Source organism: Arthrobacter sp. LjRoot78 (genome assembly GCF_964254335.1).
In the GTDB taxonomy this organism is placed as follows: domain Bacteria; phylum Actinomycetota; class Actinomycetes; order Actinomycetales; family Micrococcaceae; genus Arthrobacter.
In genome coordinates, this window is sequence record NZ_CAXUTG020000001.1 from 2,123,647 (window position 1) to 2,143,946 (window position 20,300).

The 20,300-nt window shown below is 66.8% G+C and carries 19 protein-coding genes and 1 pseudogene; 16 read left to right on the top strand and 4 right to left on the bottom strand.

The window, feature by feature from the left end; genetic code table 11:
• Nucleotides 1–7: 7 nt before the first annotated feature.
• The 4 genes from ACSQ1X_RS09820 to ACSQ1X_RS09835 all read left to right on the top strand — a co-directional run bounded on the left by ACSQ1X_RS09820 (nucleotide 8) and on the right by ACSQ1X_RS09835 (nucleotide 5,366).
• Entirely contained in the window at nucleotides 8–1,396 is a 1,389-nt protein-coding gene (locus ACSQ1X_RS09820; RefSeq protein WP_436057529.1) for a sigma 54-interacting transcriptional regulator, read from the top strand.
• A 45-nt stretch (nucleotides 1,397–1,441) separates the two neighbouring features.
• Nucleotides 1,442–3,445: a vWA domain-containing protein gene (locus ACSQ1X_RS09825; RefSeq protein ID WP_436057530.1), complete on the top strand. Its 2,004-nt coding sequence runs from the start codon at nucleotides 1,442–1,444 to the stop codon at nucleotides 3,443–3,445.
• 80 nt (nucleotides 3,446–3,525) lie between these two features.
• Nucleotides 3,526–4,191, top strand: a complete 666-nt coding sequence (locus ACSQ1X_RS09830; RefSeq protein ID WP_436057531.1) for a GntR family transcriptional regulator — start codon at nucleotides 3,526–3,528, stop codon at nucleotides 4,189–4,191.
• Nucleotides 4,188–5,366 carry an MFS transporter gene (locus tag ACSQ1X_RS09835; protein ID WP_436057532.1) on the top strand — a complete coding sequence of 393 codons (1,179 nt, stop codon included), beginning with the start codon at nucleotides 4,188–4,190 and terminating at the stop codon, nucleotides 5,364–5,366. The genes ACSQ1X_RS09830 and ACSQ1X_RS09835 overlap by 4 nt, the downstream gene beginning before the upstream one ends.
• Nucleotides 5,367–5,395: 29 nt before the next feature.
• On the opposite strand, the gene ACSQ1X_RS09840 is transcribed toward ACSQ1X_RS09835, so the two are convergent.
• The gene (locus ACSQ1X_RS09840; protein WP_436057533.1) at nucleotides 5,396–6,127 is read right to left on the bottom strand and encodes a GntR family transcriptional regulator; all 732 of its coding nucleotides are present in this window, start codon (nucleotides 6,125–6,127) and stop codon (nucleotides 5,396–5,398) included.
• Between the two features lie 147 nt (nucleotides 6,128–6,274).
• On the opposite strand from ACSQ1X_RS09840, the gene ACSQ1X_RS09845 reads away from it, so the two are divergent.
• The 6 genes from ACSQ1X_RS09845 (at nucleotide 6,275) to eda (ending at nucleotide 13,044) form a co-directional block, all read left to right on the top strand.
• The gene (locus ACSQ1X_RS09845; protein WP_436057534.1) at nucleotides 6,275–7,657 is read left to right on the top strand and encodes an MFS transporter; all 1,383 of its coding nucleotides are present in this window, start codon (nucleotides 6,275–6,277) and stop codon (nucleotides 7,655–7,657) included.
• Complete coding sequence (locus ACSQ1X_RS09850; protein WP_436057535.1) at nucleotides 7,654–8,688, top strand: L-idonate 5-dehydrogenase; 1,035 nt, start codon at nucleotides 7,654–7,656, stop codon at nucleotides 8,686–8,688. The genes ACSQ1X_RS09845 and ACSQ1X_RS09850 overlap by 4 nt, the downstream gene beginning before the upstream one ends.
• Before the next feature lie 82 nt (nucleotides 8,689–8,770).
• A complete protein-coding gene (gene manD, locus ACSQ1X_RS09855; RefSeq protein ID WP_055806210.1) occupies nucleotides 8,771–9,982 on the top strand; it encodes a D-mannonate dehydratase ManD in 1,212 nt (403 codons plus the stop codon).
• 47 nt (nucleotides 9,983–10,029) lie between these two features.
• Nucleotides 10,030–10,959: a PfkB family carbohydrate kinase gene (locus tag ACSQ1X_RS09860; protein WP_436059315.1), complete on the top strand. Its 930-nt coding sequence runs from the start codon at nucleotides 10,030–10,032 to the stop codon at nucleotides 10,957–10,959.
• 68 nt (nucleotides 10,960–11,027) lie between these two features.
• A complete protein-coding gene (locus ACSQ1X_RS09865) occupies nucleotides 11,028–12,416 on the top strand; it encodes a mannitol dehydrogenase family protein (RefSeq protein WP_436059316.1) in 1,389 nt (462 codons plus the stop codon).
• Complete coding sequence (eda, locus tag ACSQ1X_RS09870) at nucleotides 12,409–13,044, top strand: bifunctional 4-hydroxy-2-oxoglutarate aldolase/2-dehydro-3-deoxy-phosphogluconate aldolase (RefSeq protein ID WP_436057536.1); 636 nt, start codon at nucleotides 12,409–12,411, stop codon at nucleotides 13,042–13,044. The genes ACSQ1X_RS09865 and eda overlap by 8 nt, the downstream gene beginning before the upstream one ends.
• Before the next feature lie 25 nt (nucleotides 13,045–13,069).
• Here the strand turns inward: eda and ACSQ1X_RS09875 are convergent, their stop codons facing one another.
• Both ACSQ1X_RS09875 and ACSQ1X_RS09880 read right to left on the bottom strand, forming a co-directional pair.
• A complete protein-coding gene (locus tag ACSQ1X_RS09875; protein ID WP_436057537.1) occupies nucleotides 13,070–13,348 on the bottom strand; it encodes a YciI family protein in 279 nt (92 codons plus the stop codon).
• 41 nt (nucleotides 13,349–13,389) lie between these two features.
• Nucleotides 13,390–13,635, bottom strand: a complete 246-nt coding sequence (locus ACSQ1X_RS09880; protein WP_436059384.1) for a hypothetical protein — start codon at nucleotides 13,633–13,635, stop codon at nucleotides 13,390–13,392.
• Between ACSQ1X_RS09880 and ACSQ1X_RS09885 the strand changes: the two are divergent.
• From ACSQ1X_RS09885 to ACSQ1X_RS09905, 5 genes and pseudogenes are all read left to right on the top strand, one after another.
• A pseudogene (locus tag ACSQ1X_RS09885) lies at nucleotides 13,607–13,943 on the top strand (3-oxoadipyl-CoA thiolase); the annotation flags it as partial. The gene ACSQ1X_RS09880 and the pseudogene ACSQ1X_RS09885 sit on opposite strands and share 29 nt — an antisense overlap.
• Nucleotides 13,944–14,128: 185 nt before the next feature.
• Nucleotides 14,129–15,685, top strand: a complete 1,557-nt coding sequence (locus ACSQ1X_RS09890; protein ID WP_436057538.1) for a Re/Si-specific NAD(P)(+) transhydrogenase subunit alpha — start codon at nucleotides 14,129–14,131, stop codon at nucleotides 15,683–15,685.
• Between the two features lie 32 nt (nucleotides 15,686–15,717).
• Nucleotides 15,718–17,157, top strand: coding sequence for a Re/Si-specific NAD(P)(+) transhydrogenase subunit beta (pntB, locus tag ACSQ1X_RS09895; RefSeq protein WP_436057539.1), 1,440 nt, complete (start codon nucleotides 15,718–15,720; stop codon nucleotides 17,155–17,157).
• Between the two features lie 59 nt (nucleotides 17,158–17,216).
• Complete coding sequence (locus tag ACSQ1X_RS09900) at nucleotides 17,217–17,453, top strand: hypothetical protein (protein WP_436057540.1); 237 nt, start codon at nucleotides 17,217–17,219, stop codon at nucleotides 17,451–17,453.
• Between the two features lie 225 nt (nucleotides 17,454–17,678).
• Complete coding sequence (locus ACSQ1X_RS09905; protein ID WP_436059317.1) at nucleotides 17,679–18,263, top strand: adenylate kinase; 585 nt, start codon at nucleotides 17,679–17,681, stop codon at nucleotides 18,261–18,263.
• Nucleotides 18,264–18,354: 91 nt separating this feature from the next.
• Here ACSQ1X_RS09905 and ACSQ1X_RS09910 read toward each other — a convergent pair whose 3' ends face one another.
• Nucleotides 18,355–19,266: an SDR family oxidoreductase gene (locus ACSQ1X_RS09910; RefSeq protein ID WP_436057541.1), complete on the bottom strand. Its 912-nt coding sequence runs from the start codon at nucleotides 19,264–19,266 to the stop codon at nucleotides 18,355–18,357.
• A gap of 181 nt (nucleotides 19,267–19,447) precedes the next feature.
• Here ACSQ1X_RS09910 and ACSQ1X_RS09915 point away from each other — a divergent pair, with 181 nt between their 5' ends.
• Complete coding sequence (locus tag ACSQ1X_RS09915) at nucleotides 19,448–20,242, top strand: IclR family transcriptional regulator (RefSeq protein ID WP_436057542.1); 795 nt, start codon at nucleotides 19,448–19,450, stop codon at nucleotides 20,240–20,242.
• The last annotated feature ends 58 nt before the right edge of the window (nucleotides 20,243–20,300 follow it).

Sequence of the window (20,300 nt, forward strand, 5' to 3'; positions counted from 1 at the left end):
TAGAGAGGTGAGTGATCGTCCCGATATCTTCACCGTTGGCGAACTGCATGCCGCCGGCCACGTCCACAAGGATTTGCGCCACGAGATCCGCGGCAACCTGCTCGCCGCGCTCGCCGCCGGACGTGATCCGTGGCCGGGGATGTACGGTTTCAGCCGGACCGTCCTTCCCCAGCTTGAGCGCGCCTTGATCGCCGGGCATGACGTCGTATTGCTCGGTGAGCGGGGACAAGGCAAGACACGGCTCCTGCGAACCCTGGTCGGGCTGCTTGACGAGTGGTCGCCGGTGATCGAGGGCTCGGAGCTGAACGAGCACCCCTTCGAACCGATCACGGAACACTCCCGCGCCCGCGTGCTCACCGAAGGCGACCGGCTGCGTGTTGCCTGGCGCCACCGCTCGGAACGTTACGTTGAGAAGCTCGCCACGCCGGATACCTCCGTTGCCGACCTCATCGGCGACGTCGACCCGATGCGGGTGGCCGAAGGCCGGCGGCTGGGGGACCCGGAAACCATCCACTACGGCCTGGTTCCGCGCTCCAACCGCGGCATCATCGCCATCAACGAACTGCCCGACCTCGCCGAGCGGATCCAGGTCGCAATGCTGAACGTCATGGAGGAACGCGACATCCAGATCCGCGGCTACGTGCTGCGGCTGCCCCTCGACGTGCTCGTCGTCGCGTCCGCGAACCCGGAGGACTACACCAACCGCGGCCGGATCATCACGCCCCTGAAGGACCGCTTCGGCGCCGAGATCCGTACCCACTACCCGATAGAGCTGGACGACGAGGTCTCCGTCATCCGGCAGGAGGGGCGGCTGGTGGCCGACGTCCCGCCCGTCATCCTCGAGATCCTTGCCCGCTACACCCGGGCGCTGCGGCTATCCCCGGCCATCAACCAGACCTCCGGAGTTTCGGCACGGTTCGCCATCGCGGGTGCCGAAACCGTCGCCGCCGCAGCGCTGCGCCGGGCGAGCGTGCGCGGTGAGGGCGAGGCGGTCGCGCGGATCATCGACCTCGAGCCCGCCGTCGAAGTCCTCACGGGCAAGATTGAGTTCGAATCGGGCGAGGAAGGGCGGGAACAAGCCGTCCTCGACCACCTCCTGCGGACTGCCACAGCTGAAGCCGTGCGGGCGCACTTTCATGGGATCGACCTCGGCCCGCTCGTTGCCGCGCTTGACGGTCACAGGACAGTGACCACGGGGGAACATGTCACCGCGCGGGAGTTCCTCGAAAACCTGCCGGCCCTTGACTCGTCCAGCCTCTACGACGAGATCAGCGGACGCCTCGACGCCAGGAACGACGGGCAGCGCGCCACCGCAATCGAACTTGCCCTGGAAGGTCTCTACCTTGCCCGGCGGATCTCCAAGGAGTCCGACGACGAGGAGACGATTTACGGCTAGCAAGTAAGCCACAGTAAAAAATACGGCTAGGGGATAGGCGGCATCATGAACGCTCACAGCCGGTCCAAATACGGCCGGTACAGGGGAGGACCCGACCCGCTCGCACCGCCGGTCGACCTGGCTGAGGCGCTCGACGCGATAGCCGAGGACGTCATGGCAGGCTACTCGCCCCGGCACGCCCTGCAGGAGTTCCTCCGGCGAGGAGGCCGTCACCGGGAAGGCCTGGACGACCTCGCCGGCCGCGTACAACAGCGCCGGAAAGAACTCCTGAGCCGCCACCGGCTGGACGGCACCCTCAGTGAGGTCCAAAAGCTGCTCGACACCGCAGTGCTGGAGGAACGCAAGCAGCTGGCCCGCGACGCCATGATGGACAACACGGACCGCGCACTCAGGGAGATGCAGCTGCAGAACCTGCCTTCATCCACGGCGGCAGCGGTCAACGAACTCGCCTCCTATGATTGGCAGTCGAGCACCGCACGGGAAGCCTACGAGCGCATCAAGGACTTGCTGGGCCGCGAGGTCCTCGACCAGCGGTTCGCCGGTATGAAGCAGGCGCTCGAGAGCGCCACGGATGAGGACCGCGCGGCGGTGAACGAGATGCTGCGGGACCTGAACGAACTGCTGGACAAGCACCGGCACGGCGAAGACACCGACGCGGACTTTCAGGAGTTCATGGCCCGGCACGGACACTTCTTTCCGGAAAATCCACAATCCGTCGAGGAGCTGATCGACGCGCTGGCCCAGCGCGCAGCCGCGGCCCAGCGGCTCCTGCAATCCATGTCCCCGGAGCAGCGCGACGAGCTGATGCGCCTGTCCGCCCAGGCATTCGGCTCGCCCGAACTCATGGCCCAACTCGATCAGCTCGACTCCAGCCTGCGTGCACTGCGCCCGGGAGAAGACTGGAATGGCTCCGAACGGTTCGAGGGTCAGGAGGGGCTCGGGCTGGGCGACGGTACCGGCGTGCTTCAGGACATCGCCGAGCTCGACGAGCTGGCCGAACAGCTCTCCCAGTCCTACAACGGATCACGCCTTGATGATCTGGACCTTGACGCGCTGGCCCGCCAACTCGGGCAGAATGCCGCCGTGTCGGCCCGCACCCTCGCCGAAATCGAGCGGGCCATGCAGGACGGTGGCTACCTGCGGCGCGGCGCCGACGGCGACCTCCGGCTGTCCCCGCAGGCCATGAGGCGGCTCGGCAAGTCACTGTTGCGGGACACCGCAAAACAGCTGTCCGGCCGGCAGGGGCGCCGGGACACGCGTGTCGCCGGGACCGCCGGCGAGCAGACGGGCTCAAGCCGTCAGTGGGAGTTCGGCGACGCCGGGCCGTGGGACGTTACGCGCACCATGACAAACGCAATCCGCCGGACCGTGGCCGACGGCGGCGACCCGGGCCGCGGATTACGGCTTCGAGCGGGTGACATCGAGGTGACGGAGACGGAGGCGCGCACGCAGGCTGCCGTCGTCCTGCTCGCCGACGTATCGTTTTCGATGGCCGCCGAAGGGCGGTGGGTGCCGATGAAGCGCACCGCACTCGCCTTGCACCATCTCGTCTCCACCCGGTTCCGCGGCGACCGGCTGCAGCTGATCAGCTTCGGCCGCTACGCGCGGACCATGGACATCGGCGAGCTCACGGCCCTGCCGGCCTTCCGGGAGCAGGGCACCAACCTGCACCACGGGCTGCTGCTGGCCGGCCGGTTCTTCCGCCGGCACCCGTCAATGCAGCACGTCCTCCTCGTGGTGACGGATGGCGAGCCCACCGCGCACCTGTTGCCGGACGGGGACTCGTGGTTCGACTACCCGCCGGCCCCGGAGACCATCCGCGTCACGATTGCCGAGCTCGACCGCCTTGGCCGGGCAGGAACCCAGGCCACGTTCTTCCGGCTGGGCGATGACCCGGGCCTCGAGCGGTTCGTCCAGCGCATGGCGCGCCGAATCGACGGCCGGGTGGTGGCGCCGGAAGCCGGCGACCTCGGGGCTGCCGTTGTGGGGGAGTACCTCCGCGCTCATTTCCGCGGCCGTCCCTTCGACGACGCCGACTGGGCTTCTTAGGGCAGCTTCCCGCGCCTTCACCGTCGCCAGCGATCGTACTTGTATAGTTGTATACAAGTACACGAGTTTGGAGATCGCCAGTGGTCGAATCACAGTCCCGGAATACCGGAGCGCACCTGGTCTACGGCGAGCTAAAACGCCGGATCCTCAGCCTGGAACTGAAGCCGGGGGAGCGGATCTATGAACCGGCAATGGCAACGGCGCTTCAGGTCAGCCGGACGCCGCTGCGGGAGGCAATACGGCGGCTGATCTCGGAAAGCCTGCTGGAACAGCAATCCACGGGAGGCGTGCTTGTCCCGACCCTGGACGAGGGAGTGATCGCCGAGTTGTACGGCGTCCGCGCCGCCCTGGAATCCCTGATGGCCCGTGAGGCATGCGCCAAAGCGACGCCGGCCGATATCGCGAACCTGGAGGGGATCGTGGAACGCAATGCGGCCATGGTGAAGTTCGCCGACGAAGCCATGAAGTATGGAATGGCTCTGCACGCCGCCATCGCGGACATAGCCGGAAATTCCTGGGCGCAGAGGTTTCATGACCAGGTCTCCAGCCAGATGGAACGCTACCGCCACTTCACCAACAGCACACAGGAACGCCGCGACCACGCTCTCGCCGAACACCGCATCCTGGTGGAGACCCTTGCCTCGGGCAAGCCGGAAGCGGCCGCCAAGATCGCTTTTGACCATGTCGTCGGCGCCCGGGACGCAGCGGTGCGCGCCGTCTCCGGCACCGCCCCCGTCATCCCGTGATCGGCGAACTGGGCCGCCGTTCGGCGCTGGCACTTCTCCTTCATTCGACGCTGATCCAGGCCGTGACGTTCCTGGTCCGGCCGGCAACCACCTACCGGGCGCTGGAACTGGATGTGCCCGGATATGCCCTCGGCGTCCTTGCGGCCAGCTACGCCGTCTTTCCCCTGCTGCTGGCCGTCCCCACCGGCGCCCTCGTGGACCGGTTAGGCGAGCGGCGGCTCATGGTGATCGGATCCGCCGTCGTGCTCGGCTGTTCCATTTTCCTGCTGTTCTGGGGAACCTCAGTCCCCGCGTTGGTTGTGGGCACGGCGCTACTGGGCGCAGGCCAGCTGGCATGTGTTGTGGGGCAGCAGGCCGTCGTGGCGAACAATGCCGTGGCGTCAGGGCTTGACTCCGCGTTCGGATACCTGACCTTCGCGGCGTCTTTGGGGCAGGCGCTTGGCCCGCTGGCAATCTCCGTGGTGGGCGGAGCTTCCGTCCGCCCGGACACGCAGGCAATTTTCTTTCTCTCTGCCGGCATGAGCCTGGTTCTCTTCCTGACCACCTTCGTGATCTCGACGAAGGCCACCGGAAGGAAGTCCGCCGTCACGGCGACGGACGGCTCGCAGGGAAGTGTTGCATCCCTGCTCAGGACGCCGGGGCTGGTCCGGGCACTGGCAACCAGCGCCACAGTGCTGGCCGTGGTGGACCTGACGGTGGTTTACCTGCCTGCGCTCGGTACGGAGCGCGGCTTCAGCGCGGCCACGGTGGGCCTCATGCTCGCGGTGCGGGCCGGGTTCTCGATGGTTTCGAGGCTGGGGCTCGGGCGCCTGTCCCGGAGATTCGGCCGGGGGCGGCTCATGGTTTCAAGCCTGGCGCTCTCCACCGTCGCGCTGGCCGTCGCCGCGATTTCGATGCCGGAGTGGCTGCTCTTCGTGGTGATGGCCGGACTGGGCCTGGGGCTGGGCATCGGCCAGCCGCTGACCATGTCCTGGCTTTCTGCCCAGGCCCCGGACGGACAGCGCGGAAAAGCTCTGGCCCTGCGGCTTGCCGGGAACCGGGTGGGGCAGGTGGTGCTGCCCAGCGCCATCGGGGTTGTGGCCGCCGGGCTCGGGGCGGCCGGAGTGTTCCTGGCGTCAGCGGTTGTTGTGGGCGGAACGCTCCTGCTGGTCCGCGGCGTCCGCCTGGACGACTAGCTATCACCCCTGTCCGACGCCGTGTGCCCTCATGCCAGCCGGGCGACACTTCGGCGTGTGGGCCGCAGGGCCGCGCCGTCGGAAAAAAGTTGCGGCGTTGCCTGCTGAATCCGCTGGACATCCTCAAAAACGCCCCGCAGGTGCAGCCGTAGGGAGCTGTCGGCGTCCGCCAGGTTCTTGGCTTCAAGCGCATCCACCACTGCAGCGTGCTGCTGGATCAGGGTTGCTATCGGCCTGGTGTCCAGAAGGCTCAGGCGGCGTGCACGGTCCAGATGCGCCTTGGCCGAGTTGACCGCGGCCCACGCGGATTCGTGCCCCGCAAGCCTCAGGAGCTCGCGGTGGAAATCTTCGTCCAGCCGGAAGAACTCATCCACGTCGCTGGCGGCATCAGCGTCCGTTTGGCTTTTGAGTATCACGCGGAGTCCGGCAATTCCCGCTGCGTCGACTGACAGGTCGCGCAGGGACGCGCATTCAATGGCCTCGCGGACAAACTGAGCCTCGGATACCCGCCCCAGGTCCACGAGCGAGACAAAGGAACCGATCTGCGGGTACACCTGCACCAGTCCCTCCTCCCTGAGCAGAATCAGGCTCTCCCGGACCGGCGTGCGGCTGACACCCAGTTCCTGCGCGAGCTCGTTCTCGGAGAGCGGCTCACCCGGAGGCAGCTGGAGGGAAATAATGCGACGCCGCAGCGTCTCCAGGGTCTGGTCACGCACAGAGAGCCGCGGGGACTGTCCCTTGGCGGGTTTATCGGATGCCATGCCCCCAGTCTATTCTCTTGACACACTAGAATGGTAGTGCTTGTATGGTAGTAGTTAGCGAGGTGCCGCCGGTCACAACGACCAACCGCCGGCCTTCTTCCTTTCACTCACCCCCTTCATTTTTCATCGCCTGCAAAGGAGCACCAGATGACTGAGAGCATCGCGCCGCCCACCGCCCGGCCGGAGACCAAACCCACGAAGGAACTGGCAAAGGTTGCCGTTTCCGGATGGCTGGGAACCGCCATGGAATTCATGGATTTCCAGCTCTACTCCCTGGCCGCAGCCATCGTCTTCAACAAGATCTTCTTCCCCGACGTGAGCCCGGTCATTGGCCTGATCGCCGCGATGGCGACCTACGGCGTCGGCTACGTTGCCCGGCTCGCCGGCGCCGTCTACTTCGGCCGCATGGGCGACAGGATCGGCCGCAAGAAGGTCCTCTTCATCACCATCGCGCTGATGGGTGCGTCAACAACCCTGATCGGCGTTCTCCCCACCTACGCGATGATCGGGATCTGGGCCCCCATCCTGCTGGTTGCATTGCGGCTGGCACAGGGCTTTGGCGCCGGCGCCGAGATCGCCGGTGCCACTGTGATGCTGGCCGAGTTCGCCCCGGCCCGCCGCCGCGGCCTCATCTCCTCCCTCGTGTGCCTCGGCACGAACTCCGGGACGCTCGCCGCTTCGGCGCTCTGGGCGCTTCTGGTGAGCACACTTCCGGAGGACCAGCTGTTGAGCTGGGGCTGGCGCATCCCGTTCCTGTTCAGCTTCGTGCTGATGATCTTCGCCGTGTGGGTCCGCCGCTCCCTCAAGGAAAGCCCGGTCTTTGAACAGCGGGCCGATGTTGTGGAAGGCGTGGCACTCTCCAAGCGGGAAATCGCCGCGGCAGACGAGCTCGCCAAGACCAGCACCATCGAAGCCGCCCTGCACCAGCGCAAGGGAAAGGCCTTCCTGATCGCCCTGGGCCTGCGCTTCGGGCAGGCCGGCAACTCGGGGCTGGTCCAGACATTCCTGGTGGGCTACCTCGCCACAGTCCTGCTGGTGGACAAGAGCGTGGGCACCACCGCCATCGTGTACGGCTCGCTGCTTGGCTTCCTGACAATCCCCGTCATGGGCATGCTGGGTGACCGCTTCGGCCGGCGGCCCCTCTACCTGGTGTTGAGCACGCTGACCGCCCTGTTCGCCATCCCCATGATGCTGATGGTCACCAGCGGAAACACCGCACTCATCACCATTGCCATGGTCATCGGCCTCAACCTCGGCGTGCTCAGCCTGTTCGCCATGGAAAGCGTCACGATGGCCGAGTTCTTCGGAGCCCGAACCCGCTTCACCCAGCTCGCCCTGGCCAAGGAAATCGGCGGCATCCTCGCCACCGCCATCGGCCCGCTGCTGGCTGCAACCCTCACTGCCATCACCGGGCACTGGTGGCCGCTTGCTGCGATGCTCATCGGCTACTCCCTGATCACCCTGATCTCAGCCTTCGTTGGGCCCGAAGTCCGCGGCCGCGACATGGTCCGCCTGGAAGACGCTGTATGAAAGCCGTCGTAGTCCACGGAGCGAACGACCTCCGCATCGACGACCGGCCCGAGCCCGTTGCCGGCCCCGGTGAAGTAATCATCGACGTCGAATGGGGCGGGATCTGCGGCTCGGACCTCTCCTACTGGCGACACGGCGCCTCGGGGACGGCGGCGCTGAAGTCGCCGCTCGTCCTCGGCCACGAGGTCGCCGGCCGGATCGCCCAGCTGGGCGCCGGAGTACGGAACCTCGACGTCGGCCAGCCTGTCACGGTACATCCGGCGGAACTCGTGGGGGACGGCATCATGCCGGACCGCCTGGCCGGACGCACCAACCTGTACCCGCAGATCAGGTACTTCGGGTCCGCAGCCTTTGACCCGCACACCGACGGCGGGTTCAGCGAACGCAAGCTCGCCAAGGCAACCCAGATCCGGCCGCTGCCCGACGGCGTGGACACCCTGCACGGCGCGCTTGCCGAACCGCTCGCCGTCGCCATGCACGCAGTCCGGAGGGCAGGACCGCTGACCGGCAAGGACGTACTGGTCAACGGTGCCGGACCCATCGGCTCGCTGGTGGTTGCAGCAGCCAAGTTCGCCGGCGCCAGAAGCGTCATTGCCGCCGACATCAACGACTCCGCGCTGCAGATTGCGAAAGCAATGGGCGCGGACCACGTAGTGAACGTGTCCGGCGGCGGCAGCCTCCCGGAGGACATGGAACTGGTCTTCGAGGCGTCCGGCATCCCTGCGGTGCTGGGCGGCGTCCTGCGCGCCACCGCCCGCGGCGGAACGCTCGTCCAGGTCGGCAACCTGCCCGGCGCACCGGCCCCCGCAGCGCTCGGTGACCTGGTGACGCGGGAGATCACGTGGATCGGCTCGTACCGGTTCGTTGATGAGATCAGCGACGCCCTCCGGGCCATGGCCTCGGGGCTGGACGTCTCCCCGGTTATTACGCATACGTTCGGGATCGACCAGGCGGCGGAGGCCATGCGCGTCTTCGGCGATCCGGCGTCCGGGAGCAGCAAAGTCATGCTGCGGCTCAACCCGACTGAGTAGCAGCAGGTGTCGTTTCGGCGGCTCAAAACGACACCTGCTGCGACCTACCTGCATCCATCCCACACATCTGAAGGACCAACCAGTGAAGATCACCGACGCACGGGTAGTGGTTTCGTCTCCCGGACGAAATTACGTCACGCTCGTTATTGAAACCGAGGACGGTATCACCGGCATCGGCGACGCCACCCTCAACGGCCGCGAGCTGGCCGTGGCGTCCTACCTCTCGGAGCACCTCTGCCCGCTGCTGATCGGCCGTGACGCGCGCCGGATCGAGGATGCGTGGCAGTACTTCTACAAGGGTGCCTACTGGCGCCGCGGACCGGTGACCATGACGGCTATCGCTGCCATCGACGTCGCCCTCTGGGACATCAAGGGCAAGGCCGCCGGCATGCCGGTGTACGAACTCCTCGGTGGTGCCGCCCGCGAAGGCGTCATGGTCTACGGGCACGCCAGCGGCTCAACGCTTGAGGACCTCAGCGCCGACTTCCAGCATCACCTGGACCTCGGCTACAAGGCCATCCGTGCCCAGGCTGCAGTTCCGGGGCTGGAGAAGACGTACGGAATCGCGCCGGTGGACGGCAAGACGTATGAACCTGCCAGCGGCAACGTGCCGCAGGAGGACATGTGGGAGACCACGTCCTACCTGGACTTCGCACCGAAGATGATGGCGCACGTGCGCGAACAGTTCGGCTACGGCGTGCACGTCCTGCACGACGTCCACCACCGCCTGACGCCGATCGAGGCCGGCCGGCTGGGCGCGTCCCTGGAACAGTACCGCCCGTTCTGGATTGAGGACCCCACGCCTGCCGAGGATCAGTCCGCGTTCCGCCTGATCCGCCAGCACACCACCACGCCCATAGCCGTCGGTGAGGTGTTCAACTCGATCTGGGACTGCCAGCAACTGATCACCGAGCGGCTGATCGACTACATCCGTACCTCCGTTTCGCACGCGGGCGGCATCACGCACTTGCGCCGTATCTTCTCCCTCGCGGACCTCTACGGGGTGCGCTCCGGATCGCACGGTGCCGGCGATCTCTCCCCGGCTTCGTTCGCCGCCGCCCTGCACGTGGACATGAGCATCCCGAACTTCGGCGTCCAGGAATACATGGGCCACCGGGAACCGGCCAACGAAGTGTTCACCACCTCGTTCACCTTCAACGACGGCTACATGCACCCCGGGGACGCTCCCGGCATCGGCGTAGAGTTCAACGAGGACGCGGCCGCCCGCTTCCCCTTCGACCCCAAATATCTCCCCATCAACCGGCGGCTCGACGGATCGGTGCACGACTGGTGAACAACGCAATGCTCGAAAACGAGAACCAGCCGTTCGACGTCGTCGTCATGGGTGAAATCCTGGTGGAGGTGGCAACCGACGTGGCGTTCGGCCACGGCGTGCCGGCCCGGCTCGGCATTTCCGGCGACGCCCTGAACGTCGCCGCTGCTGCCGCCGCCGCAGGGGCCCGCACCGGGCTGCTGGCAGTGCTGACCGACGACGACCTCGGCCAGGCGATCGCCGCCAGGATCGCGGAACTCGGCATCTCCACCAGCCTGCTGAAGTTCAGGACCGGACAGCAGGGCGTCTACCTGGTGCACTCCGATCCGGAAGGGCAGCGCGAGTTCTCCTACGCCCGCAACGGAAGCGTCGGGTCCAGCCTCGGCCCCGGCGACGTCGACCCGGCCGTGTTCGCGTCCGCCGGCGCCGTGGTGGCCGGCGGGATCGCGTGCGCCATTTCTGACACATGCCGGGCGGCGGTCTTCAAGGCTGCCGATCTTGCCGGCCGCTTTGTGTTCGATCCCAATTTCCGCCCCCGGCTCACGTCCGTGGAGGACGCGACGGCGGCGCTCCTGCAGCTCGCGCCGCAGAGCCACCTGGTGACCCCGTCCTTTCCCGGCGAAACGTCTGCCCTGCTGGGCAGCGCTACGCCGGCCGAGGCTGCCGCCCGGCTGCGTGGCCTCGGCGCCACCAACGTGGCCGTGACCTGCGGCGCAGAAGGAATCCAGCTGGAGGGCGAGGGGCTGGACAGCACCTGGACTGACTCGATCCCTGCCCCGGCAGTGGTGGACCAGACCGGGGCCGGTGACGCGTTCGTCGGCACGTTGTCCGCCCGGATGGTGCTGGGCGATACCCTTCCCGAAGCAGCCCGGCTTGGTGCAGCGGCGGCATCCCTGGTGGTGGGCGGCAAGGGCGGCACCGGCTTCATTCCCACCCTTGACCAGACCCGCGCCCATGCGGCCGGCGCCGCCAAAGGAGAACTGACATCGCACGCCTAAGCAACGCCGCGCTTGCAGCCGCCGGGACCCGGAAGGCACTGCTGCCCCGCGAAGACCTTGGTCCCGGCATCGTCCACCTCGGACTCGGAGCCTTTGCCCGCGCCCACACCGCGGTATTCACCGAAAATGCCATGCTCGCATCCGGCGATTTCAGGTGGGGGATCGTGGGGGTGACCCAGCGTTCCGATACCGTCGTGCAACAGCTGGCGCCGCAGGACGGCCTGTTTACGGTCGCCGAACGGGGAAACGGCGCGTCCCCGCTCCGGGTCGTTTCCAGCATCGCGGAGGCCATTTCCGGGAGGGACCACCCGGAAACGGTGGTGGACCGGATCGCCGCCGCCTCCACCCAGGTCGTGACGCTGACGGTGACTGAGAAGGGCTACCGGATGCATCCGCAGACCGGATCACTTAACACCGACGACGAACAGGTGCAGGCGGACCTCGCCGGACTCCCGCCGCAGACAGCCATCGGGCAGATCGCCCGCGGCATCCAGCAGCGGGCCCGCACCGGCGGGGGTCCGCTCACCGTCCTCTCGTGCGACAACCTCCCGGGCAATGGTGAACTCACCGGTACCCTGGTCCGAGCCTTTGCTGCCGCACTCCCGGACGCTGAATCCGGGCCGTTGGTTGCCTGGCTGGACGCCAACGTGACGTTCCCGAGCACCATGGTGGACCGGATGGTGCCCGCCACCACGGAAGGCGACCTTAACGCCGTCGAACGCGAACTGGGGCTCCGGGACGAGGCTGCCGTAGTGGCTGAACCCTTTATGCAGTGGGTGATCGAGGACAGCTTCGCCGCTGACCGGCCGGCGTGGGAGGAAGCCGGCGCGGTCTTCAGCACCGACGTTGCGGCCTGGGAAGCAGCCAAACTGCGCCTGCTCAACGCCAGCCACTCCATGCTGGCCTATCTTGGGCTGGCCACCGGCAAGGCGACCATCAGCGACGCCGTAGGCGAGGACGCGTTCCGCACAGCCTGCAGCCGCATGATGGCGGAGGACGCGCTGCCCACCATCGAACTTCCGCCCGGGCTTGACGGTAAACGGTACTGCGCACAGGTCCTGGAGCGCTTCGCCAACACGGCCCTCGGTCACACCACCGCCAAGGTGGGCAGCGACGGTTCCCAAAAAATCGGGCTGCGGCTGCTGACTACAGTCCGCGCAACCCTCGACGCCGGCCGCGAACCCCGCTGGGCTGCCCTCGCCGTCGCCGCCTGGATGCACCACGTGGCGTCCACCCCGACGACGGAACTCAACGATCCGCTCGCGGCCGGGCTCCACGCTGTATTGCCGGTGACGCGCTCGGCGGAAACTGTGGTGCCCGCGCTGCTTGGCTTCAGCAGCATCTTCGACGGCGAACTCGCGGTCCATCCCGGATTCACTGACCTGCTCCTGCACTGGTACCGCCTTATCGACACCCACGGCCTGGAAGGCCTGAGAAATGAGATCAACCATGGCTGACGCCACCAGCGTCCTGCACGTTTCACCCGTCATTCCTGTGGTCACCATCGAGGACCCGCAACACGCTGTTCCGGTGGCCCGGGCACTGGCCGACGGCGGCGTCCGCATCATCGAACTCACCCTCCGCACAGCGAGTGCCCTGACGTCGATGAAGCTCATTGCCGAAGAAGTGCCTGAGATCCTCGTCGGGGCGGGGACCGTGCTGACTCCGGGCCAGGCCGATGCCGCCGTCGCCGCCGGCGCGCAGTTCCTGGTCAGCCCGGGCGTCACCCCGTCCCTGCTGGACCACCTTCTGACGCTCGGCGTGCCCGTCCTGCCGGGTGTTGCCACCGTGGGCGAGGTCATGGGCGTCCTGGAGCGCGGCCTGACCGCCATGAAGTTCTTCCCCGCCGGACCGGCCGGCGGCCCCGACTATCTCGCGGCCATCGGGGCACCCATCCCGCAGGTGCAGTTCTGCCCGACAGGTGGCGTCAGCCTTGGCTCCGCACCCAAATACCTTGCTTTGCCGAATGTGGCCTGCGTGGGCGGCAGCTGGCTTACCCCTCGCGGGGCAATCGAGAATGGGGACTGGCTGCAGATCACCACACTCGCGCGCGAAGCTGCCGGACTTGGGCTGAACCAGGGCTGAACCCGGCGGTAGCGGAACGGGGCACTTACTCGAAGCGCACGGCATTCCACTCGAGGATGCGTGGCTCCGCGAGGCCCTCCGTAACGAACGGATCTTCGGCGATGAACCGCTCGGCATCCCCGCGGGAGCTGAAGATGCCCATCGACCCGGCGGTCGGATCCGTCGTCTGGAACGGGCCCAGCGCGATGAGTCCGCCGCCGGCAGCGCGGAAGGCTTCGAAGTAGGCCTTGTGGCGGGGGTACGTTTCCATCAGGCGCGAGCGATCGGCCCCTGCACGCAGGCTGTACATCACGACGAATTCCATGTCAGTGATCCTACTCCGGGGCCCCAGGCCGGATTTCTGGCCTACCGGATCGGGGTCTCGGTGCCCAGAAGAGTGCGTGCCTGGAGGATGGCCTGTTCCACGTCGTCATTCAGGTCTCCGGTGGGCAGCGAGCCGAGTTCGCCGCGGAGCAGTCCGACGTCCTTCAGGAGCAGGTCGTACTGGACATCGATGAGGCTGTCGCTGATCCAGCTCTGGCCGGTGGAGACGCCGATGACTTCGAAGAGGCTCTTCGCCGGCACGCCGTGTTCGGCCGCGAGGTTAAGCATGCGTGCGGTGGCGGCCTGGATCGGCTCCGAGAGCGCCGCAGGGATCCTCGGGATGGACCCTTTGGCCCGGACCGCCGGGCGCGGTGCGCACGCGCATCAACGCCTGGGGCATCGACCCCTCGATCGTGAACCGGCACGGCGGCGCGATCGCGATGGGCCACCCCCTCGGTGCGTCCGGCGGCCGGATCCTGGGCACGCTGGCCCGGTCCCTGCAGGCCTCCGGTGAACGCTGGGGCGTCGCGGCGATCTGCATCGGCGTCGGCCAGGGCCTCGCCGTCGTCATAGAAAACGTTTCACACCGGCACTAAGGCATACTAAGCATGAGTTTTAGGGACCCGTCAGCTTCCGGCTGACGGGTTCCCGTCTGACAGACGGGTCCAGCTTTGATAGACGAAGCTCCGTCTGAAGGGTCCCTGAAGAAATGAACCAACGGTGGTTTGCCCGGCGGCGGAATCGCGCCCCGGGCTTTTTGTATGGATGAGGGAGAGTGAACGTGACACGTATTGGCATTGTGGCCGAATTGGGTCGCGAGACGAGGGTGGCGGCAACGCCTGCCACCGTCGTGCAGTTGTTGGGGTTGGGCTACGAGGTTGTGGTCGAGAAGGGTGCGGGGGAGTCGGCGTCGTTCCGTGACGACGCCTACGAGGCAGCGGGTGCGCTGATTGTGGGCGCCGATGAGGCGTGGGGCAGTGACGTGGTGCTGCGGATCAATCCGCCCACTGAGGAGGAGATCGGCCGCCTGGCCGACGGCGCGACGCTGATCGGGTCGCTGAGCCCGGCACTGCGTCCGGAGCTGGTGGAGGCCCTGGCGGCGCGGCCGATCACGGCGCTTGCTTTGGATGCCGTGCCCCGTATTTCGCGGGCGCAGTCGATGGATGTGCTCAGTTCAATGGCGAACATTGCCGGCTACCGGGCCGTGATCGAGGCAGCCCACGAATTCGGCCGGTTCTTCACCGGTCAGGTGACCGCGGCCGGCAAGGTTCCGCCGGCGAAGGTCCTGGTGGCCGGTGCCGGGGTTGCGGGCCTCGCAGCCATTGGCGCGGCCAGCAGCCTGGGTGCGATCGTCCGTGCGACCGACCCGCGGCCCGAAGTGGCCGATCAGGTGAAATCCATCGGCGGGACCTACCTCAAGGTTGAGGTGGAGGAGGAGATGAAGTCCGCCGACGGGTACGCCAAGGCCACGTCCGAGGCGTACAACGCCCGCGCAGCCGAGATCTACTCCGAGCAGGCCCGGGACGTGGACATCATTATCACCACGGCCCTCATTCCGGGGCGTCCCGCGCCGAAGCTGCTCACGGCCGAGGACGTGGCCGGCATGAAGTCGGGCAGCGTGATCGTTGACATGGCTGCCGGGCAGGGCGGGAACGTGGAAGGCTCGGTCGCCGGGGAACGCGTGGTCACGGAGAACGGTGTGGTGATCCTCGGTTACACGGACCTTCCGGCCCGGTTGCCGGCCCAGGCCTCCCAGCTGTACGGGACCAACATGCTGAACCTCCTCAAGCTCCTGACCAAGGACAAGGACGGCCAGCTGCGGATCGACTTCGACGACGTCGTGCAGCGCTCCGTGACCGTGGTGCGTAACGGGGAGAAGACCTGGCCGCCGCCGCCGGTCCAGGTTTCCGCCGCGCCCGCGGCCCGGACGCAGAGCCCGGCCGCGGAAAGTACTGCGCCGAAGAAGAAGGAAGGCCTCAGCGCCGCCGGTAAGGCCGGACTCTTTGCCGCGGGCATCGCTGCGTTGTTTGTGGTCAACGCGGTTGCCCCGGCGCCGCTGCCGCAGCATTTCACGGTGCTGATGCTCTCGGTCGTCGTGGGTTTCTACGTCATCGGGAAGGTCCACCATGCCCTGCACACCCCGCTGATGTCGGTCACCAACGCCATTTCAGGGATCATCGTCGTCGGTGCCCTGCTGCAGGTCACCTCCGAGAACCCGGTCATGCAGGTTCTCGCTGCGGTCGCGGTCCTGCTGGCCAGCATCAACATCTTCGGCGGCTTCGCTGTCACCCGGCGGATGCTCGCGATGTTCTCCCGTGGTGACAAGGCACGTTCATGAGCGCCGTACCCGAAGCAGCAGCAGGAATCTTAATGAGGAGCTTTACTGTGTCTGACACCGTCTCCGGTCCGTTGACCGCCGACTCCATCGCGGGGGCGGCCTACATTGTCGCGGCCCTGCTGTTCATCCTCAGCCTCGCCGGGCTGAGCAAGCATGAAAAGGCACGGGCAGGGGTCATCTACGGCATCACCGGGATGATCATCGCCCTGGCCGCGACGATCTGGCTGACCCTGCAGGGCGCCTGGGGCACCGGCCACGGCCTGACCGGACTGGTCCTGCTCCTGGCCGCGGTGCTGGTCGGCGGTGCCATCGGGCTCTGGCGCGCCCGTGTGGTGGAAATGACGGGCATGCCCGAACTCATCGCCCTGCTGCACAGCTTCGTTGGCCTGGCCGCGGTGCTGGTCGGCTGGAACGGGCACCTCGAAGCCCCCGCGCTGTCCACGGACCTGATGGCCGTCCACCATGCCGAGGTCTTCATCGGCGTCTTCATCGGCGCGGTGACCTTCACCGGCTCGATCGTGGCGTTCCTGAAACTCTCGGCCCGGATGAAGTCCTCACCGCTGATGCTGCCGGGGAAGAACGCGATCAACCTCGGCGCCCTCGCCGGGTTCGTCGCCCTGACGGTCTGGTACGTCAACGACTCCCGGCTGTGGCTCCTGATTGTTGTCACCGTCCTGGCCCTGGGGCTGGGCTGGCACCTGGTCGCCTCCATCGGCGGCGGGGACATGCCGGTGGTGGTGTCCATGCTCAACAGCTACTCCGGCTGGGCCGCGGCAGCAGCGGGTTTCCTGCTCAACAACGACCTGCTCATCATCACCGGCGCCCTGGTCGGCTCCTCCGGTGCCTACCTGTCGTACATCATGTGCAAGGCCATGAACCGGTCCTTCATTTCGGTGATCGCCGGCGGCTTCGGGATCGCCGCGCCCGCGGCGGCGGACGCGGACTTCGGCGAGCACCGTGAAATCACCGCCCAGGCAACCGCGGACATGTTGACGAACGCCTCGTCCGTCGTCATCACTCCCGGCTACGGCATGGCCGTCGCCCAGGCCCAGTACCCCGTTGCTGAACTGGCCCACCAGCTACGCGAACGCGGCGTGAACGTCCGGTTCGGCATCCACCCCGTTGCCGGGCGCCTGCCCGGGCACATGAACGTGCTCCTCGCCGAGGCAAAAGTTCCCTACGACATCGTCCTGGAAATGGATGAGATCAACGACGACCTTGACGGGACCTCGGTGGTCCTGGTGATCGGGGCGAACGACACCGTCAACCCCGCCGCGGCCGAAGACCCCTCCAGCCCGATCGCCGGTATGCCTGTTCTGCGGGTGTGGGAAGCGGACAACGTCGTGGTGTTCAAGAGGTCCATGGCCGCAGGCTACGCCGGCGTCCAGAACCCCCTGTTCTACCGCGACAACTCCCAGATGCTCTTCGGCGATGCCAAACAACGCGTCGAAGACATCCTCCGCGCGTTCTAGCTGGGAACCGGCTCCGCGGCACGGTCGTGCAATTGCCGCCGGAGTGGCAGACTGCGGCCATGACTATGGAGCAATGGTGGCCGCGGCTGAAACCCTCGGCCAGGGAATGGCTTATTGCGAACAACGGCGACGCGGTTCCGGCGGAGATGGTCGCTGAGATCGCCGATGCCGGAGGCGATGTTGCGGGCGATGCCTGGTGGGTCGGTCAGAGTGGTCCTTCGGGTTTCCATTTCTCGGACGAGGCCGTCGACTGGATCGAGGCGGTCGCGAACGGCGAAACGCCCGAACCCCGCTGACAACGAGCCCGGGGTCCGAAGTGTGCGGGGCGCCGCAGCGCCGCCGCTCACTGCATCATCACTACCGGTAACAGCACAAAAGGGCAGAGTACGACGGCGGGGATCCTCCGCCGTCGTACTCTGCAGTGAGGCGCCGATGCAGCCCGGCCGCAAGCGTCGGGTCAGGAGCATCGGGCCAGGACGAAGACGTCCATATAGCCAGCAAAGGAATACCGAATGACGAGAATGCTGATTATTGGTCCGCCCGGTTCCGGCAAGGGAACGCAGGCGGAGCGGATTTCCGAACGCCTCGGCGTGGTGGCGATCTCAACCGGCGACATCTTCCGCGCCAACGTTAAGGGCGGCACGCCGCTCGGCGTTGAGGCCCGGAAATATATGGATAACGGTGACTTCGTGCCGGACAGCGTCACGAATGAAATGGTCCGGGACCGGCTCAGCCAGGACGACGCCAAGGAGGGCTTCCTGCTGGATGGTTATCCCCGCACTGTCGCACAGGTGGAGTACCTCGACGGGATCCTCGCTGCCTCCAGTCAGGCACTCAGCGTGGTTCTCCAGCTGACAGCGGACGACGAGGAACTGGTGACCCGCCTGCTGGGCCGGGCCAGGGAAACCGGCCGGAGCGACGACAACGAAGGCGTCATCCGCCACCGGCTGGACCTGTACCACCAGCAGACGGAGGCCGTGGTGGCCAAGTATGCGGAGCGCGGGATCCTCACGCAGGTGGACGGGATCGGCGGAATCGAGGACGTCACGGACCGGGTCCTGGGAAGCATAGACGACGTGCTCAGCGTCCCCGTTCGCGGACTGTAGACCCGCCCCGGACTGCAGAGCAGGAGTGAAGGGATGACGACGGCGGTCCCTCCGCCGTCGTCATCGCGCCTTTTTGACCTTGCTAAGCCAATTAGTGGCTCACCGCGTGCCCGAGGCCCTTGATGAGGCGGGTAATGGCCTCTTCGGCGGTGGGCAGCGCGCCAAAGACTTCGCGCTGCCGGCTGGTGTCAGCAACGTACCGGCCGGACTCGAACCAGGCGGTCATGGCTCCCAAGTCCTTGACCATGGGGTTGACCGGCCCGAGCGCCGTACCGACGGCCCGGATTAGCCTGCCGGGGATGGCCCGGACCCGGATGCGCCTGCCGAGGAGCCGGCCTGAAATATCAGCAACGTCCTGCATGCTGACGGGCCGGTCCCAGCCGATATCGATGCGCTGGCCTTCGACTCCGGACAATTCCGTGGCGGCAGCGAGGTAACCGGCCAGGTCGGATGAGAGGACGAAGGTCAACGGAACATTCGCGGACCCGAGCCAGGTCAGGCGCCCTTTGCTGAACGGATCGCCGCCAAACCGGGTGACCTGGTCCAGGAAGGCGCCCGGACGCAGCGCCACGAACGGGACGCCGAGCTGCTCGAGCCGGTCCTCGGCCAGTTTCTTATGCCAGAAGTGCGGGACGTCAGGCGTCTGGTCACATGTGAGGATGCTCGTCAGCACGAATCTGCGCACCCGGGTCCGGCTGGCGGCTTCGGCGAGGTTGCTGTTGCCTATGGTGTCGATCTGCGGGGTGTCGCCTTTGCTGTGCCGTGTATAGCCGGCAGCCGAGGTGATCACGCTATCGGCACCGTCCATCGCCCGGACCAGGGAGTCAAGGTCCATCATGTCGCCCCGGGCGATAGTGGCACCGGCGGCTTCGAGGCGCGTGGCGTCGGACCCCGGACGCACCAGGGCGCGGACCTGCTTTCCCGCTGACAAGAGCTGCCACACCACCTGGCTTCCGAGCATGCCGGTGCCGCCAACCACCAGCACAGGTCCATCGCTTGTCATGGCCGCCTCCGGTGTAGTGGGACAGGTGGAAACCCCGTGTAAGGCAAATCTACTCAGGCCGGGGGCTGCCGCAAGGCCACGGCGCAAGGATGCCCTGAACTGCAGGCTAGACTCTGATCGGGCTGCCGGGAGGCGGCCCAGAGGATGCAGAGCAGGGGTACGGACCGGAGAAGGAGCCACGATGGCGGGCGGCAGCCGCGAACCCGGCAGGACCGTGACCTCGAAGGTCCTATCCATCCTGGAAGCCTTCGAAAAATCCCGGGGCGCCCTCAGCCTGACCGACATCGGCGAAAAATCGGGACTGCCCCTGAGCACCGCCCACCGGCTGGTCAACGAACTCACCGACTGGGGACTCCTTTCCCGTGAGCCCAACGGCCGCTACCAGCTCGGCATCCGGCTCTGGGAACTTGCCCAGAACACCGGGCGGCAGCTCCGGGACGCGGCCCGGCCGTACGTTCAGGACCTCTTCTCGCTCACCGGTGAAACTGCGCACCTGGCGGTCCGGGCCGGCCATGAGGTGCTGTACATCGACCGCGTCTACGGTTCGAAGCGGGTGCCCCGCGCCGGCCGGGTCGGCGGCAGGCTGCCCATGCACGCGACTGCTGTCGGCAAGGTCCTCCTCGCTTTTGAGGAGGACTGGGTCCGGGACGCCTACCTGAACCGGCAGCTGGAGCGGCATACCGCGCACACCCACGTGGATCCCAGGAAGCTGGCCGAGGAACTGGCCCAAATCCATGAGCAGGGCTACGCCACCACCCTGGAGGAAGTTCGGCTGGGCTCCTGCTCGATCGCCGTCCCGGTTTTCCATACCGGCAGGATCGGGGCGTCGATCGGGCTCGTGCTGCCCACCACCCAGGCCTCCACGATGACCCGGCACCTGCCTGTCCTGCGGGGCATCGCCGCGCAGATTGAGCGAGCCACAGCCCGGATCCCGCTGGAAACGCTGCTGGGAAGCCACATCGACGGCACGGACTGAGCCGGATCCCGGCCAGCGGGGGCTGGAATTAACTGGTTTCCGCTGAGTGGAAGGCGAT

Coding starts and splice junctions, on each gene's coding strand:
- ACSQ1X_RS09825 (WP_436057530.1), top strand. CDS start 1,442: ATGAACGCTCACAGCCGGTCCAAATACGGCCGGTACAGGGGAGGACCC.
- ACSQ1X_RS09840 (WP_436057533.1), bottom strand. CDS start 6,127: ATGGCATCCGATAAACCCGCCAAGGGACAGTCCCCGCGGCTCTCTGTG.
- ACSQ1X_RS09845 (WP_436057534.1), top strand. CDS start 6,275: ATGACTGAGAGCATCGCGCCGCCCACCGCCCGGCCGGAGACCAAACCC.
- ACSQ1X_RS09850 (WP_436057535.1), top strand. CDS start 7,654: ATGAAAGCCGTCGTAGTCCACGGAGCGAACGACCTCCGCATCGACGAC.
- ACSQ1X_RS09860 (WP_436059315.1), top strand. CDS start 10,030: ATGGGTGAAATCCTGGTGGAGGTGGCAACCGACGTGGCGTTCGGCCAC.
- eda (WP_436057536.1), top strand. CDS start 12,409: ATGGCTGACGCCACCAGCGTCCTGCACGTTTCACCCGTCATTCCTGTG.
- ACSQ1X_RS09875 (WP_436057537.1), bottom strand. CDS start 13,348: ATGGAATTCGTCGTGATGTACAGCCTGCGTGCAGGGGCCGATCGCTCG.
- ACSQ1X_RS09880 (WP_436059384.1), bottom strand. CDS start 13,635: ATGCTTAACCTCGCGGCCGAACACGGCGTGCCGGCGAAGAGCCTCTTC.
- pntB (WP_436057539.1), top strand. CDS start 15,718: ATGAGGAGCTTTACTGTGTCTGACACCGTCTCCGGTCCGTTGACCGCC.
- ACSQ1X_RS09900 (WP_436057540.1), top strand. CDS start 17,217: ATGACTATGGAGCAATGGTGGCCGCGGCTGAAACCCTCGGCCAGGGAA.
- ACSQ1X_RS09905 (WP_436059317.1), top strand. CDS start 17,679: ATGCTGATTATTGGTCCGCCCGGTTCCGGCAAGGGAACGCAGGCGGAG.
- ACSQ1X_RS09910 (WP_436057541.1), bottom strand. CDS start 19,266: ATGACAAGCGATGGACCTGTGCTGGTGGTTGGCGGCACCGGCATGCTC.
- ACSQ1X_RS09915 (WP_436057542.1), top strand. CDS start 19,448: ATGGCGGGCGGCAGCCGCGAACCCGGCAGGACCGTGACCTCGAAGGTC.